Consider the following 14,701-nt stretch of genomic DNA (forward strand, 5'->3'; position numbering starts at 1 on the left):
GACCGTTCCCATGCTCGGTTGCGTGATCCACGGCCAGGGCGACCTGCGCGTGGACGAACTCCCCGCTCCCTCCCCCGGCCCCGGCGAGGCACTCGTCGCGGTGCGCTACGGCGGGGTGTGCGGGTCCGATCTCCACTACTGGCGGCACGGCGGGGTGGGCGACTTCCGGCTCCGCGAGCCGATGGTCCTCGGCCACGAGATCGTGGCCACGGTCCTGGCGTACGGAGCCGGGGCCGACGCGGCTCCCACCCCGGGTACGGCGGTGGCGGTGCACCCCGCCACCCCGTGCGGAGTGTGCCCGGAGTGCGTGGCCGGCCGCCGGAACGTGTGCCGTGACACCCGCTACCTCGGCAGCGCGGCCCGCACCCCGCACGTACAGGGCGGATTCGCGGCCCACGTCGTGGTGCCCGCCGACCAGTTGAGGGCACTGCCGCCGGATCTTCCGCTGCGCCGGGCCGCCCTCGCCGAACCGCTGTCGGTCGCCCTGCACGCGGTGCGCCGGGCCGGCGACGTGCGCGGGAAGCACGTCCTGGTGACCGGGGCCGGCCCCATCGGCTGCCTGGTCGTCGCGGCGGCGAAGGCGGCGGGGGCCGCGCACGTGACGGCGACCGACCTGCTGCCACGGGCACTGGAGTACGCGGTGGCCGCGGGCGCCGACTCCACCGTACGCGCGGACGAACCGGCCTCTCCCGACCGGCCGTCCGAGGTGGACGCGGCGGTCGAGGCGTCCGGGGTCGCGGCCGGCCTGGAGACCTGCCTGCGCCTGGTGCGACGCGGCGGGGTCGTGGTCCAGCTCGGCATGCTCCCGCCCGGCCTGAGCGGCTTCCCCGGCAACCTGCTGGTCAGCCGGGAGATCGACCTCAGGGGCGCGTTCCGCTTCGACGAGGAGTTCGACGCGGCCCTCACGCTCCTGGCGACCGAGCCACGCTTCGACGACTTGATCAGCGCGGTGATCCCCCTCCCCGAAGCGACATCGGCCTTCGCCCTGGCGGCAGACAGAGCAAATTCCTGCAAGGTCCTGCTGGACTTCACCCCCGAGGGCCAAGCCCCTTAGGGGGCCGCAGGGAACGGCGCAGCCTCTAGGGGCGCGGGGAACGGCGCAGTCTTTTGTCTTTCGCCCTTAAGGGGCGCGGGGAACTGCGCGGCCAGCCCCCACAACCGGCCACTTCCCCACCCCCAGGAACCACACGAGCCCCACAGAAGTCTCCCTTCACGCAAGTGATCACGCTCGCAGCGGAAGAGAGAGCCACCTTGAAAAGCTCAATCCCCCACCCCAGCCGCCGAACCGCACTCGCCCTGGGCGCAACCGCAGCCGCAACCGCGACCACCGTCCTGTCGACCACCACGACCCCGGCCACCGCCGCCACCGCCGCCACCGCCGCCACGGCCGGCACACCCCGCGTCGTCAGAGCCCTCGCAGAGCTGGAGCGCACCCACAACGCCCGCCTCGGCGTCTACGCCCACAACACCGCCACGGGCAAAACCGTGCGGTACCGCGCGGACGAGACCTTCCCGATGTGTTCGGTCTTCAAGACCCTCGCCGCCGCGGCCGTCCTGCGGGACCTGGACCGGCGCGGCGAGTTCCTGGACCTGCTGATCCGGTACACCGCGCAGGACCTCACGGACGCGGGGGGCTCCCCCGTGACGGGCCGCCCGGAGAACCTCGCCAACGGCATGACCGTCGCCGCGCTGTGCCACGCGGCCATGGCCCACAGCGACAACGCCGCGGCGAACCTGCTGCTCCGCGAACTGGGCGGCCCGACCGCGATCACCCGCTTCTGCCGCTCGATCGGTGACCCCACGACCCGCCTCGACCGGTTCGAGCCCGCGCTGAACTCGGCCGAGCCGTGGCGTGAGACGGACATCACCAGCCCCGCCGCCGCCGGGCGGACGTACGCGAAGCTCGCCCTCGGGGACGCGCTCGTGCCCAGGGACAGGCGGCAGCTGACCGAGTGGCTGCTGGCGAACACCACCAGCACGAATCGTTTCCGCGCGGGCCTGCCCGCGGACTGGGCACTCGGCGACAAGACGGGCACGGGCAAGTACGGCACGACCAATGACGTGGGCATCGCCTGGACGCCGGACGGGGCGCCGGTCGTGCTGTCGGTCCTGTCCACCAAGTCCGACCCGGACGCCCCGATGGACGAACCGCTCGTCGCCGGGGCGGCCGGGCTCCTGGCAGCGGCGCTGGGCTAGGGCCTGTCTGACCATTCCCGTCGTCGCCCGGAGGGCGGCCGGGCGGCGTCAGGCGCGTGCTCTGGGGGTCCCCCCGGCCGGAGGCTGGGGGAGCGTGCCAGGCGTCGGCCGGCAGGCGGGAATTTGACGACAGGGCCTAGGAAGCCGACCCGGCGATCACGGCCGCCAGAGCGGATGTTCCCGCTCGGCCCATTCCCGGCTGACGGAGCCCGTCCGCAGTCCCCGCCGGGACTCCGGGCGGGCGAGGGCCATCCCGATGTGCCCCGCGAGGACGAGTCCGATGGTCAGCGCGAGCCAGTCGTGGACGAAGGTCGCGCTCGTGCGCCAGACCAGCGGGGCGAGGTGCGTGAACCACATCATCAGCCCCGTGCCGACCATGACCAGGACGGCCCCGGCGATCCAGGCGGCGTACGTCTTCTGCCCGGCGTTGAACTTCCCGGTCGGCCGGGACTCCGGCCGGTCGTCGCGGCGCAGGGCGGAGCGCAGCCAGACCTTGTCGTGCGGCCCGAAGCGGTTGAGGAGCCGCAGGTCCGCCCGGAAGGCGCGCGAGGCGAGCCCGGCGAGGACGGGCACGGGGAGCAGCAGCCCGGACCACTCGTGCACGCGCACGACCAGCTCGCGGCGGCCGACGAGTTCGGCGAGCTGGGGCAGGTAGAGGCAGCCCGCGGTCAGCACGCACAGCCCCATGAGGAGGGCCGTGGTCCGGTGGACCCAGCGTTCGGCGGGCGTGAAGCGGCGTACCCGCAGCGCACCCGCGAACCGCTCCCCGGCCTCCGACCCGGTCTGCGATGCCGTCTCCGATCCGGCTTCCGCTGCGGCTTCCGCTGCCTTCGAGGCTCCGGTCTCAGGTGGTCTCATCGTCACGTCCGTTCGACCGGCCGACCCACGCGTCCACGTCGTAACCCCGCTCTTCCCAGTAGCCGGGGCGGACGTCCGAGGTGACGGTGATGCCGGAGAGCCACTTCGCCGACTTGTAGAAGTACATGGGGGCCACGTAGAGGCGGACGGGACCGCCGTGGGCGTGGTTGATGTCCTTGTCCTGCATACGCAGGGCCACCAGGACGTCGGCGCGGCGGGCCTGGTCCAGCGTCAGGCTCTCCGAGTACGCCCCGTCGAAGCAGGTGAAGCGCACTGCCCCGGCCGAAGGGCGCACCCCCGCGGCGTCCAGCAGCCGGGACAGGCGTACCCCTTCGAAGGGGGTGTCGGGCACCCGCCAGCCGGTGACGCACTGGACGTCACGGACCATCCGCGTCTGCGGCAGGGCACGCAGGTCGGACAGGGTGTACGTGCCGGGGTGGTCGACCAGGCCGTCGATCTTCAGGCGGTACGAGTCCTCGTCCTTGTGCGGGACGGAGGAGGTGACGGAGTAGTAGCGGAAGCCGCCGCCGTTGGGGAGCAGGCCGGTCAGACCGGTGGGGTCCTTGTCGGCGGCGCTGCCGAGGAAGGACTCCAGGCCGCGCTGGAGGGTGGGCGCGGTGACCACGCCGAGGGCGCCGAGTCCGAGCATCCCGAGCATGAGCCGGCGCCCGACCGGGGCGCCGCCCTCCTCGGGACCGCCCGATGCGGGGTCTCCCGGTCCGGGGTCTCCCGCGGCCACTGACGAAGGTTCCGGTTTCACACACCGATTCGAGCACCCTCGGCCGCCAGAAGCCAGCGGCCGAGGGTGCTCGTCAGCGTTCCGTAATGAGTTCTTACCGGTTTCTCGGAGGGGGCGGGCGCGGCCGAGGAGCGGCGGAGGTGGGGACACCGCGGAACTCCCTCGCACGACGCTGACATTCAGGTCTGTGGTGAGTTGAGCCTCACCGTCACTTCACGGCCTTCGCCGCGGCCCGTCCCGCCGTACGCCCGGAGAACAGGCAGCCGCCCAGGAACGTCCCTTCGAGGGCCCGGTAACCGTGCACTCCGCCGCCTCCGAAACCGGCCGCCTCCCCTGCCGCGTACACCCCGGACAGCGGGTCGCCGCCCTCGGTCAGCACCTGGGACGAGAGGTCGGTCTCCAGGCCGCCGAGCGTCTTGCGGGTGAGGATGTTGAGGCGGACGGCGACGAGCGGGCCGGCCTTGGGGTCGAGGATGCGGTGCGGGGTCGCCGTGCGGGTCAGCCGGTCGCCGAGGTAGGCGCGGGAGCCGCGGACGGCCGTCACCTGGAGGTCCTTGGTGAAGGGGTTGGCGATCTCGCGGTCGCGCGCGGTGATCACGCGGCGCAGCTCCGCCTCGTCGATGAGCGGCTCCTTGGTGAGCGCGTTCATCCCGCGGACGAGTGCGGGGAGGTCCTTCTCGACGACGAAGTCGGCGCCCTTGTCCATGAACGCCTGCACCGGCCCCGGCACATCGGCGCGGGCCCGCTGGAAGACGCCCTTGACGGACTTGCCGGTGAAGTCGGGGTTCTGCTCGGAGCCGGAGAGCGCGAACTCCTTGCCGATGATCTTCTGGTCGAGCACGAACCACGTGTAGTCGTAGCCCGTGCCCATGATGTGCTCCAGCGTGCCGAGCGTGTCGAAGCCCGGGAACAGCGGTACGGGCAGCCGGTTGCCGCGGGCGTCCAGCCACAGCGAGGACGGGCCGGGCAGGATACGGATGCCGTGCTTGTCCCAGATGGGGTTCCAGTTCTGGATGCCCTCGGTGTAGTGCCACATGCGGTCGCGGTTGATGAAGTGCGCGCCCGCGTCCTCCGCGACACCGAGCATCCGGCCGTCCACGTGCGCGGGCACCCCGGAGATCATCCGCTCGGGCGGGGCGCCGAGGCGCTCCGGCCAGTTGGCGCGCACGAGTTCGTGGTTGCCGCCGATGCCTCCCGAGGTGACGATCACCGCCTGGGCCCGCAGCTCGAAGGCGCCGGTGACCGTGCGGCCACTGGCCCGGCCGCGCTCGACGTCCGACGGCTCCAGGATCTCGCCGCTCACCGTGTCGACCGCGCCCGCGCTGCGCGAAAGACCCGTCACGCGGTGGCGGAACCTCAGCTGTACGAGGCCGCGCGCCACGCCCTCGCGGACCCGCCGCTCGAAGGGCTCGACGACACCGGGGCCCGTACCCCAGGTGATGTGGAAACGCGGCACGGAGTTGCCGTGGCCGTTCGCGTCGTAGCCGCCGCGCTCCGCCCAGCTGACCACCGGGAACCAGCGCACGCCCTGCTTGTGCAGCCAGCTCCGCTTCTCACCGGCCGCGAAGTCGACGTACGCTTCGGCCCACTTGCGGGGCCAGTGGTCCTCCGGACGGTCGAAGGCGGCGGTGCCCATCCAGTCCTGGAGGGCCAGCGCGCGGCTGTCCTTGATCCGCATCCGGCGCTGTTCGGGCGAGTCCACGAAGAACAGGCCGCCGAACGACCAGTGCGCCTGGCCGCCGATCGACTGCTCCGGCTCCTGGTCGAGGAGGATGACCTTGCGCCCCGCGTCGACGAGTTCCGCGGTCGCCGCGAGCCCGGCGAGCCCCGCTCCGATCACGATCACATCTGCGTCGTACGCCATGGGCGGGTCCTCCTGGGGCTTGTTACCGACCGGTCGTTACCGATCGGTCAGATCCTTGGGCAACGGAGTGACCCAGTCAACTGCCGGGTCGCGGGTACTCGGGCTACAGTCGATCGCAACCACACCTCGCCCCGCCACCGTCCGAAGTCTTGAGGTACGCAGCGTGTCGGTTCTGGTTCTCGTCCTCGCCGTCGGCGCGGCCTGCTGTCTGGGCGTCGGTTTCGTCCTCCAGCAGAACGCGGCGTCGCACGCGCCCCTGGGCGACTTCCTCTCCCCCCGGCTGCTCCTCGACCTCGTGAAGGTGCCGCGCTGGCTCGGCGGCATCGGGTTCATGGCCGTGGGCATGGTGCTGGGCGCGATCGCGCTGGCGCACGGCGAGGTGTCCCTCGTCGAGCCGCTCCTCGCCACGAATCTGCTCTTCGCCCTCGTCCTGTCCCGGCGCCAGACCCGTCAGCCGCTCGGCCGGCAGGGCTGGGGCGGGCTCCTGCTGCTGGCCGGCGGGGTGACGGCCTTCATCGTGGCCGGGCAGCCGCGGGGCGGCGACGCGATCTCCGACCCGGTACGGCACTGGCTGATCATCGGCGTGATGGTGGGCCTCGCGCTGCTGCTCACCGCGTACGCCAAACGGTCCCGGCTCAGCTCGGGTCCTGCGCTCGGCGTGGCGGCGGGGCTGCTGTACGGGGTGCAGGACGCGCTCACACGGGTGAGCGGCCAGCGCTTCTCCGACGGCGGCTGGGTCGCGCTCGCCACCGGCTGGCAGCTGTACGCGGTCGTCGCCCTCGGGATCACCGGGCTCGTGCTCGTCCAGAGCGCCTTCGAGACCGCGCCGCTGCGGATGTCGCTGCCCGCGCTCACCGCCGCGCAGCCGCTCGCCGGGATCGCGTGCGGGGTGGGCTTCCTCGGGGACCGGCTGCGGGCCGACACCGGGGCGCTGGCCTGGGAGGCCGCCGGACTCGCCGGGATCGTGGTGGGGGTCGTCCTGCTGGGGCTGCATCCCGCGATGCCGAACGGGGTGGCGCTCAAGGAGCGGCTGCGGGATCTGCAGCCGCGCTGATCCCTCACCGGCCGGAGCGGGCCGCCTGCGGGCCGGCCGCGGGCTGCTTTGATGGGCGGATGAGTTCCGCTGACGAGATTCTCGACGTCGTCGACGAGCACGACGAGGTGGTGGGCCGCGCCCGGCGCGGGGACGTGTACGCGCGCGGGATGCGGCATCGATGCGCGTTCATCGAGGTCAGAGACGCGCAGGGACGCCTGTTCGTGCACCGGCGCACGTCGACCAAGCTGGTGTTCCCCTCCCTGTACGACATGTTCGTCGGCGGGGTGGTGGGGGCGGGCGAGAGCTACGACGAGGCCGCTTTGCGGGAGGCCGAGGAGGAGCTGGGGGTGACCGGGCTGGCCCGGCCGACCTTCCTGTTCAAGTTCCTCTACGAGGACGGGGCCGGGAAGAGCTGGTGGTCGGCCGTGTACGAGGTGCGGTGCGAGGTGGCTGTGCGGCCTCAGGTGGAGGAGGTTGCCTGGCACGCGTTCCTCTCCGAGGGGGAGGTGGAGGAGCGGGTGGGGGTGTGGGAGTTCGTGCCGGACGGGCTTGCCGCGTACTCGCGGCTGCGGGCGTTTCGGGAGGCGGGCGTGGGCTGAGGTGCGTTCGCCTGTGCGGGCGTTTCGGGAGGCGGGGGTGGGCTGAGGTGCGTTCGCCTGTGCGGGCGTTTCGGGAGGCGGGGGTGGGCTGAGGTGCGTTCGCCTGTGCGGGCCGGTGGGGGCTGGTCGCGCCGTTCCCCGCGCCCCTGAAAGACAAAAGATTGCGCCGTTCCCCGCGCCCCTTGAGGGCGGCGGGCCTGCGGCCCCGTGGGTGGGGGCCGGTAGGGTCGATGGTGTGATCGAATTTGTGCGGAACGTCCGGTTGTGGTTCGTGCCTGCGCGGATCGAGGAAGAAGGGGTCACCCCCGACTACCGGTTCTCGTTGGCGAACGAGCGGACGTTCCTGGCGTGGCTGCGGACCTCGCTCGCCCTGATCGGCGGCGGCTTCGCGGTGGATCAGTTCCTGCCGGATCTGCGCTGGGAGTGGCGGGCCGGACTGGCGCTGGGGCTGCTGGCCGCGGGAGTGCTGTGCGCGCTGCGGTCGGTGAACCACTGGGTCCGCTGCGAGCGCGCGATGCGCAGGGGCGAGGACCTGCCGGTGTCCCGTTTTCCGGCCCTGCTGAGTATCGGCGTCGCCCTGGTGGCCATCGCGATGGTGGTGGTCGTACTGGCGGGGTGGGAGTCGTGACGGCAGCCACCGGCGCACCGGGGGGCCGGGACCCGGGACTCCAGCCGGAACGCACCCGGCTGGCCTGGCGACGGACGACCCTCGCGGCGACCGTGGCCGCCGTACTCGCCGGGAAGTCGGCACTGCGCGACGGACCGGGCGTGACCGCGCTGCTGGTGTGCGCGCTGTGCTGTGCGCTGTGGCTGGGGTTCCTCGCCGTGGCGCACCGGCGGATCCGCGCCCTGTCCAAGAGCGTGCCCCCGGAGGCGTTCACCCCGAGGCACGCGAGCACCGCCGCCCTGTGCGCGATCGCGTTGGCCGTCTGCGCGGCGGCGCTGGTCTTCTAGGGCCTGTCTGACAATTCCCGCCTGCCGGGCGACGACGGGAATTGTCAGACACGCCCTAGCCCTCACCCTCCGAGGATCCAGGGGCTCCAGGGAATCCAGGCGATCCAGGGCAGATCCGTGCAGTTTTGGACCGATATATTGCGGTTCGTGTGGCTAGCCTGGCCGACGTCGGACTCCACACCTCGAAGGCGAGCGAGCACCATGACCACCACCCTTCACCACGAGCACCCCTCCCACCAGCACACCCACGGTCCGGACTGCGGGCACGCCGAGGTGCCGCACGGCGACCACGTCGACTACGCGCACGACGGGCATCTGCACCGCAGGCACTCGGAGCACTGGGACGAGTGCGAGCCGGCCGGGCACGTCTCCCACGCCGGGCACGGCCACGAGCACGGCGACGGCTGCGGGCACCCGGCCGTGCCGCACGGCGACCACGTCGACTACGTTCATGACGGTCACCGCCACGCCCGTCACGAGGGGCACTGGGACGACCACTAGGCCGTTGAGCAGCACGGGGCCCGACAGCCCCACGGAGATCCCGGAACCCCCGGGCCGCAGGTGACGGCCCGGGGGTTTCCCATGGTCTTTCATGGTCTCTCGTGGCCGAGACGCCGGTCACGTTTCGTTTGCCCACTGGACGGCATACCGACCGGTCGGCATCATGTGGGGGAGCCCTGATCCCCGCCTACGGAGGAAACACGATGAGTCCAGACCACCCGCCAGGTCTCGATCTCGACCGGCTGCGCGGACTGCTCGACAGCGAGCGGCCCGGACTGGTCGACGGCCCGCTGACCGGCCGGCTGATCGAGGGCGGACGGTCGAACCTCACGTACGCGGTCACGGACGGCACCTCCAGGTGGGTCGTGCGCCGGCCGCCGCTCGGGCACGTACTGGCCACCGCGCACGACATGAAGCGCGAGCACCGGGTGATCAGCGCGCTGCACCCGACCGCCGTACCCGTACCGCGGACGCTGCTGCTGTGCGAGGACACCGAGGTGCTGGGCGCGCCCTTCTACGTCATGGACTTCGTCGACGGCACGCCCTACCGGACCGCCGAACAGCTCGCTCCGCTCGGCCCGGAGCGCACGCGCGGCGCGGTCCTCGGCCTCGTCGACACGCTGGTCGAGCTGCACGCCGTGGACCCCGCCGAGGTGGGCCTCGCCGACTTCGGCCGGCCTGAGGGCTTCCTCGACCGGCAACTGCGGCGCTGGGGAAAGCAGTTGGACGCCTCGCGCAACCGCGAGCTGGCCGGGATCGACGAACTGCACGCCGCTCTCGGGCGCGAACTGCCGCACTCCCCCACCGCCACGGTCGTGCACGGCGACTACCGCCTCGACAACGTGCTGATCGGCGAGGACGACCGGATCAGGGCGATCCTCGACTGGGAGATGTCCACGCTGGGCGACCCGCTCACCGACCTGGGCCTGCTGGTCATGTACAGCATGCCGCTGGGGCTGGCCGACTCCCCCGTCTCCACGACCGCGACGGCCGCCGGGCACCCGTCACCGGCCGAGCTGATCGAGCGGTACGCCGCGCGCTCGGGGCGCGACGTGTCCGCCGTCTCGTGGTACACGGCGTTCGCGTGGTTCAAGCTCGCCGTGATCCTGGAGGGCATCCACTACCGCTACACGCTCGGCCAGACCGTCGGCGCGGGCTTCGACCGAATCGGCGACCTGGTGCCCGTGTTCATCGAGCACGGCCTGACCACCCTTCAGGAAGGCTGACCGCATCATGGACTTCGCGTTCGACGCACGCACCGAGGAACTGCGGGCCAAGCTGCTCGCCTTCATGGACGAGTACGTCTATCCGGCCGAGGAAGTCGCGCACGAGCAGCGCCAGTTGCTGGACTCGCCGTGGGACACCCCGGCCGTGGTCGAGGAGTTGAAGGCCGAGGCCCGCCGCCAGGGGCTCTGGAACCTCTTCCTGCCGGACTCCGAGTACGGGGCCGGGCTGACGAACCTCCAGTACGCGCCGCTCGCCGAGATCACCGGCCGTTCCCCGCAGTTGGCGCCCACCGCGCTGAACTGCGCGGCGCCCGACACCGGCAACATGGAGGTGCTCAGCCAGTTCGGCGACGAGCAGCAGCGCAAGCAGTGGCTGGAGCCGCTGCTCGCCGGTGAGATCCGGTCGGCGTTCGCGATGACCGAGCCGGAGGTGGCCTCCTCGGACGCCACCAACATCACCACGCTGATCGAGCGGACCTCCGGTGGCGGCGCGGACGGCGGCGACGAGTACGTCGTCACCGGCCGCAAGTGGTACATCTCCGGGGCCATGAACCCCGACTGCAAGATCTTCATCGTGATGGGCAAGACGGACCCCGAGGGCTCCGACATCCGCCGCCAGCAGTCGATGATCCTGGTGCCGCGCGACACCCCGGGCGTCGAGGTCAAGCGCGCGATGCAGGTGTACGGCTACGAGGACCACTCCCACGGCGGGCACGCCGAGGTCGTCTTCCACGGGGCGCGCGTCCCGGTCGCCAATCTCATCGGCGAGGAGGGCGGCGGCTTCGCGATCGCGCAGGCGCGGCTCGGGCCCGGCCGGATCCACCACTGCATGCGGCTGATCGGCATGGCCGAGCGGGCGATCGAGCTGATGTGCCGGCGGGCGGTGTCCCGTGAGGCGTTCGGCAAGTCGCTGGCCCAGCAGGGGGTCGTGCACAACTGGATCGCGGACGCGCGGGTCGCCGTCGAGCAGCTTCGGCTGCTGGTATTGAAGACCGCGTGGATGATGGACACCGTGGGCAACAAGGGGGCGCACACGGAGATCCAGGCGATCAAGATCGCTACGCCTCGGACGGTGGTCGACATCATTGACAAGGCGATTCAGTTGCACGGTGCGGGGGGTGTGAGTCAGGACTTCCCGCTGGCCGAGCTGTGGGCGGGGGCCCGCACGCTGAAGCTGGCGGACGGGCCGGACGAGGTGCATCAGCGGTCGCTGGCGCGGCATGAACTGAAGAAGTACGTCTGATCCTCTGGCGAGGTGGCGGGGTGGCTGGGGCGGCCGGGGCGGGATTTTCGCCCCCGCCGCCCCTACCCGTTCCCGTCACCGACGCAGGGGCTCCGCCCCCGCACCCCCATTGCGCAGTTCCCCGCGCCCCTAGGGGCGTGCCTAGGGGCGCGGGGAACTGCGCAATCCTGTACGCCCGCCCCTACGGGCGGAGCGCCCTCAGGAGGAGGTCCGCCAGGTGGTCGGCCACCTCCTGTTGCGTGAGGGGGCCGTCAGGGCGGTACCACGTGGACAGGTGGTGGACCGAGCCGAAGTGGTAGTCGACGACCAGGTCCGCCGGGGTCTTCTTCGAGAAGACCCCCGCCTGCTGGCCCTCCTCGATCAGCGCGCGGAACCGCTCGTGGTACCGCCGCCGCTCGGCCCGTACCTGCTTGTTCTTCTCCGGGCTCAGATGGTGCATCGAGCGGAAGAAGATCGACGCGTCGTCGAGGTTGTCGATCGTCGTGACGACCACATCGGCGGCGGCGCCCCGCAACCGCTCCTCCACCGGCGCGTCGGCGTCCGCGAAGGAGTCGAGCCGCTCCTGCTGCACCCGCAGCACGCGCGCGTACACCTCGTGGAGCAGATCGTCCTTGGAGCCGAAGTAGTGGTACAGCGCACCCTTGGTGACACCGGCCGCTTCGACGATCTCCTGGACCGAGGTGCGGTCGTAGCCGCGCTCGGCGAAGAGCCGGGTGGCGGCGGCCAGCAGCCGCCTCGGAACGGGCGTGCCGTCCCCGTCCGTCGTCCTGGGCACTGCCGCCACCTGCCTTCCAGTGTTCTTTGTGTTGTTCACGTTGTAGAGGCCGTTCAAGGCGTTCCGGTTGCACGCCGCCTTGTTCGTCCGCGTTTGTCTACGAGCCGTCGTGCGGGCGCGAGCGCAGTTCCCTCCGGAGGATCTTCCCACTGGCCGTCTTCGGCAGGTCGGGCAGGATCTCCACCTGGCGCGGGTACTTGTAGGCGGCCAGTCTCTCCTTGCAGTACGCGGCGAGTGCGGCGGGGTCCTCCGCCGCGCCGGGCCGCAGGCTGATGTACGCCTTGACGGTCTCGCCTCGGTACCCGTCGGGCACCCCGACGACGGCCGCCTCGCGTACGGCCGGGTGGGTGTACAGGACGTCCTCGACCTCGCGCGGCCACACCTTGAAGCCGGACGCGTTGATCATGTCCTTCTTGCGGTCGACGACGTACAGCCAGCCGTCCGTGTCGATGAAACCGATGTCGCCGGTGCGCAGTTCCCCGTCCGGGAAGGTCTCCGCGGTGGCCTCGGGGCGCCGCCAGTAACCGGGCACGACCTGCGGGCCCCGTACGAGGATCTCGCCCTGTTCCCCGAACGGCACCTCCTGGCCGTGGTCGTCGACGATGCGTACGACCGTGTCCGGTCCCGGCAGGCCGACGGCGAGCGTCCCGGAGGCCGGGTCGACGGGCGCCTCCAGGTGGGGCGGCACGGAGGCGCAGGGCGCGGTGCACTCGGTGAGTCCGTAGCCGTTGCGGATGTACGGCCCGAAGCCCGCCCGGAACTTCTCGACGAGTGCGGGCGGCAGCGGCGCGCCGCCGGAGGAGATGTTCACGAAGGAGGAGAAGTGGTCCGGCGTGACGGACGGGTGCGCGGCCAGCGCCATGAAGGCCGTCGACGGGCCGACCGTGTAGTGCGGCCGGTGCTCGGCGAACGCGTCGAGGACGACACCCGACTCGAAGCGGTACGCGAGGACGAGCGTGCCCCCGCTGTTGAGACACGCGAGGAACTGGCAGACCATCCCGGTGATGTGGAACAGCGGCGCCATCGCGAAGTACACGGGCGCCTCGGGCAGGGCGAGGCCCGTGCGCTGGCGCTCGGCGTTGTACATGACGTTGCCGTGCGTGTTGGTGGCCCCCTTGGGAGCGCCGCTCGTCCCCGAGGTGTAGCTGATCAGCGCGATGTCCGCCGGGCCCCGGTCGCGGTCGGACGGGGCCTTGTGGCCGGCCTTCGCGACGGCCGTCAGGTCGTCAGCGTCCGCCGCCTGCGGCAGCCGCTCGAAGGTCAGCACGCGCGCGTCGTCCCGCGTCTGGAAGTCCAGTTCGCAGCCGGTCAGCACGATGCGTACGGGCGAGTCGGCGGCCGTGTCGCGCAGATACGACTCCCAGGCCCGGTCGGCGCAGATCAGCGCGGCGACCTCGCCGTCCCGCAGAACGTGGGTCACCTCGCCGGACTTGTACATGGGGTTGACGGGCAGGACGGTCGCGCCGGCCTTCCAGGCGCCGAGGACGGCGAGCACGAAGAGCGGGCTGTTCTGCAGCAGGACGGCGACCCGGTCGCCGCGCTCCAGACCGCGTTCGGCGAGGTGTCCGGCGACCGAGTCGCTCAGCTCGTCCACCTCGCGGTAGGTGAGCCGTCCGTCGAAGTAGGCGAGGAAGGTGCGGTCGGGCGTCCCGGCGACGGCCCGGCGCAGGGCGTGCACGGGCGAGTCGTCGGGGCTGACGGGTCCGCGCTGGGCCTCGTTCAGGAGGGCGACCCAGGGCTGGGCCGCGTACAGGGAGGTGGTGGTCATCGGCCGTCCGCCTCCCACTTCTGCTGGATGTGGTTCATGTTCGTCAGCCAGCGCTCGGGGTCGGCGGCGCGCGCCCGGTAGTACTCGGCGACCTCGGGGTGCGGAAGGATCAGGAAGCGGTCCTCCTCGATCCCCGCGAAGAGGGCGTCCGCGACGGCCTCGGGCTCGATGGCGGTGGGCAGCAGGACGAGGTCCCCCGCGCTGCCGGTGCCCGCGAGCATGTCGGTGCGCACGCCCTGCGGACAGATCGCGTGCACCTTCAGACCGCGGTGGCGGTACGTGAGGGAGAGCCACTCGGCGAAGGCGTACGCGCCGTGCTTGGTGACGCTGTACGGGGCCGCGCCGATCATGGTGAGCAGTCCGGCCGCCGAGACGGTGGAGACGAAACGGCCGCTGCCGCGCTCCAGCCAGGCCGGGAGCAGTTCCTCGGCCGCACGGACGTGCGCCATCACGTTCACGTCCCAGGCGAGCTCCCAGACCCGTGCGGGGGCCGCCTCGGAGCCACCTGAGGGCAGTCCGGCGTTGGCGCAGTAGACGTCGACGGTGCCGCCGAGGGCGTCCCGGGCGTCGGCCACGATCGTGGAGGCGTCGCCGGGGACCGCGGTCCCGCCGATCTCCTCGGCGACGGCCGCGGCCTTCACCGCGTCCAGGTCGTTGACCACGACCCGGGCCCCCGCGGCGGCGAACCGCCGGGCCAGCGCGGCCCCGATCCCCCCGCCGGCCCCGGTGACGACGACTCCGGCATCCTGCATGGCTTCCACCATCGGTCTCCTTCGACACGACGACATCAATGCTCCGCTCCCACCAGACTAACCGGTCGGTATGCCCGCAGGAAGGGCCCCGCAAGGGGCGCGGGGAACGGCGCAGTCTTTTGCTTTCAGGGGGCGCAGCCCCCAAGGGGCGCGGGGAACGGCGCGGCCGGCCACGACGGACCGGCGGCTT

Annotated in this window: 15 protein-coding genes; 9 read left to right on the forward strand and 6 right to left on the reverse strand. The window is 71.8% G+C overall.

What is annotated here, in order from left to right:
• Positions 1 to 10: 10 nt before the first annotated feature.
• Together ACZ60E_RS20575 and bla are read left to right on the forward strand one after the other, a co-directional pair.
• A complete protein-coding gene (locus ACZ60E_RS20575; protein ID WP_469442168.1) occupies positions 11 to 1,054 on the forward strand; it encodes an L-idonate 5-dehydrogenase in 1,044 nt (347 codons plus the stop codon).
• Between the two features lie 197 nt (positions 1,055 to 1,251).
• On the forward strand, positions 1,252 to 2,196 hold the full coding sequence (gene bla, locus ACZ60E_RS20580; RefSeq protein ID WP_469442170.1) for a class A beta-lactamase: 945 nt from the start codon (positions 1,252 to 1,254) through the stop codon (positions 2,194 to 2,196).
• Between the two features lie 156 nt (positions 2,197 to 2,352).
• Here the strand turns inward: bla and ACZ60E_RS20585 are convergent, their stop codons facing one another.
• The 3 genes from ACZ60E_RS20585 to ACZ60E_RS20595 form a co-directional block, all read right to left on the reverse strand.
• Entirely contained in the window at positions 2,353 to 3,054 is a 702-nt protein-coding gene (locus ACZ60E_RS20585) for a cytochrome b/b6 domain-containing protein (protein ID WP_469442173.1), read from the reverse strand.
• Positions 3,041 to 3,814: a molybdopterin-dependent oxidoreductase gene (locus ACZ60E_RS20590; protein WP_384809531.1), complete on the reverse strand. Its 774-nt coding sequence runs from the start codon at positions 3,812 to 3,814 to the stop codon at positions 3,041 to 3,043. The genes ACZ60E_RS20585 and ACZ60E_RS20590 overlap by 14 nt, the downstream gene beginning before the upstream one ends.
• Positions 3,815 to 4,001: 187 nt before the next feature.
• The gene (locus ACZ60E_RS20595) at positions 4,002 to 5,657 is read right to left on the reverse strand and encodes an FAD-binding dehydrogenase (protein WP_469442175.1); all 1,656 of its coding nucleotides are present in this window, start codon (positions 5,655 to 5,657) and stop codon (positions 4,002 to 4,004) included.
• 163 nt (positions 5,658 to 5,820) lie between these two features.
• On the opposite strand from ACZ60E_RS20595, the gene ACZ60E_RS20600 reads away from it, so the two are divergent.
• The 7 genes from ACZ60E_RS20600 (at position 5,821) to ACZ60E_RS20630 (ending at position 11,216) form a co-directional block, all read left to right on the forward strand.
• Positions 5,821 to 6,711, forward strand: coding sequence for a DMT family transporter (locus ACZ60E_RS20600; protein ID WP_469442178.1), 891 nt, complete (start codon positions 5,821 to 5,823; stop codon positions 6,709 to 6,711).
• Between the two features lie 59 nt (positions 6,712 to 6,770).
• A complete protein-coding gene (locus ACZ60E_RS20605; RefSeq protein WP_384809539.1) occupies positions 6,771 to 7,292 on the forward strand; it encodes an NUDIX domain-containing protein in 522 nt (173 codons plus the stop codon).
• 235 nt (positions 7,293 to 7,527) lie between these two features.
• Positions 7,528 to 7,920 (forward strand): YidH family protein, encoded by a 393-nt coding sequence (locus ACZ60E_RS20610; RefSeq protein WP_384809541.1) that lies wholly within the window; start codon positions 7,528 to 7,530, stop codon positions 7,918 to 7,920.
• Positions 7,917 to 8,246: a DUF202 domain-containing protein gene (locus ACZ60E_RS20615; RefSeq protein WP_384809543.1), complete on the forward strand. Its 330-nt coding sequence runs from the start codon at positions 7,917 to 7,919 to the stop codon at positions 8,244 to 8,246. The genes ACZ60E_RS20610 and ACZ60E_RS20615 overlap by 4 nt, the downstream gene beginning before the upstream one ends.
• Before the next feature lie 201 nt (positions 8,247 to 8,447).
• On the forward strand, positions 8,448 to 8,747 hold the full coding sequence (locus ACZ60E_RS20620) for a hypothetical protein (protein WP_469442180.1): 300 nt from the start codon (positions 8,448 to 8,450) through the stop codon (positions 8,745 to 8,747).
• Between the two features lie 203 nt (positions 8,748 to 8,950).
• The gene (locus tag ACZ60E_RS20625; protein ID WP_384809547.1) at positions 8,951 to 9,973 is read left to right on the forward strand and encodes a phosphotransferase family protein; all 1,023 of its coding nucleotides are present in this window, start codon (positions 8,951 to 8,953) and stop codon (positions 9,971 to 9,973) included.
• Between the two features lie 7 nt (positions 9,974 to 9,980).
• Complete coding sequence (locus ACZ60E_RS20630) at positions 9,981 to 11,216, forward strand: acyl-CoA dehydrogenase family protein (RefSeq protein WP_469442182.1); 1,236 nt, start codon at positions 9,981 to 9,983, stop codon at positions 11,214 to 11,216.
• Positions 11,217 to 11,397: 181 nt separating this feature from the next.
• Here the strand turns inward: ACZ60E_RS20630 and ACZ60E_RS20635 are convergent, their stop codons facing one another.
• The 3 genes from ACZ60E_RS20635 to ACZ60E_RS20645 all read right to left on the reverse strand — a co-directional run bounded on the left by ACZ60E_RS20635 (position 11,398) and on the right by ACZ60E_RS20645 (position 14,523).
• Positions 11,398 to 11,991: a TetR/AcrR family transcriptional regulator gene (locus ACZ60E_RS20635; RefSeq protein ID WP_453795244.1), complete on the reverse strand. Its 594-nt coding sequence runs from the start codon at positions 11,989 to 11,991 to the stop codon at positions 11,398 to 11,400.
• Between the two features lie 97 nt (positions 11,992 to 12,088).
• Positions 12,089 to 13,759, reverse strand: a complete 1,671-nt coding sequence (locus tag ACZ60E_RS20640) for a class I adenylate-forming enzyme family protein (RefSeq protein WP_469442184.1) — start codon at positions 13,757 to 13,759, stop codon at positions 12,089 to 12,091.
• Positions 13,756 to 14,523 carry an SDR family NAD(P)-dependent oxidoreductase gene (locus ACZ60E_RS20645; protein WP_384812833.1) on the reverse strand — a complete coding sequence of 256 codons (768 nt, stop codon included), beginning with the start codon at positions 14,521 to 14,523 and terminating at the stop codon, positions 13,756 to 13,758. Before ACZ60E_RS20645 ends, ACZ60E_RS20640 begins: the two co-directional genes overlap by 4 nt.
• Positions 14,524 to 14,701: the final 178 nt, after the last annotated feature.

Source organism: Streptomyces sp. NPDC102514 (assembly GCF_055584525.1).

What these genes read in the sequence shown, in the direction of transcription:
- ACZ60E_RS20575 (WP_469442168.1), top strand. Translation starts at nt 11, where the DNA reads ATGCTCGGTTGCGTGATCCACGGCCAGGGCGACCTGCGCGTGGACGAA.
- ACZ60E_RS20585 (WP_469442173.1), bottom strand. Translation starts at nt 3,054, where the DNA reads ATGAGACCACCTGAGACCGGAGCCTCGAAGGCAGCGGAAGCCGCAGCG.
- ACZ60E_RS20595 (WP_469442175.1), bottom strand. Translation starts at nt 5,657, where the DNA reads ATGGCGTACGACGCAGATGTGATCGTGATCGGAGCGGGGCTCGCCGGG.
- ACZ60E_RS20605 (WP_384809539.1), top strand. Translation starts at nt 6,771, where the DNA reads ATGAGTTCCGCTGACGAGATTCTCGACGTCGTCGACGAGCACGACGAG.
- ACZ60E_RS20620 (WP_469442180.1), top strand. Translation starts at nt 8,448, where the DNA reads ATGACCACCACCCTTCACCACGAGCACCCCTCCCACCAGCACACCCAC.
- ACZ60E_RS20625 (WP_384809547.1), top strand. Translation starts at nt 8,951, where the DNA reads ATGAGTCCAGACCACCCGCCAGGTCTCGATCTCGACCGGCTGCGCGGA.
- ACZ60E_RS20630 (WP_469442182.1), top strand. Translation starts at nt 9,981, where the DNA reads ATGGACTTCGCGTTCGACGCACGCACCGAGGAACTGCGGGCCAAGCTG.
- ACZ60E_RS20640 (WP_469442184.1), bottom strand. Translation starts at nt 13,759, where the DNA reads ATGACCACCACCTCCCTGTACGCGGCCCAGCCCTGGGTCGCCCTCCTG.
- ACZ60E_RS20645 (WP_384812833.1), bottom strand. Translation starts at nt 14,523, where the DNA reads ATGGTGGAAGCCATGCAGGATGCCGGAGTCGTCGTCACCGGGGCCGGC.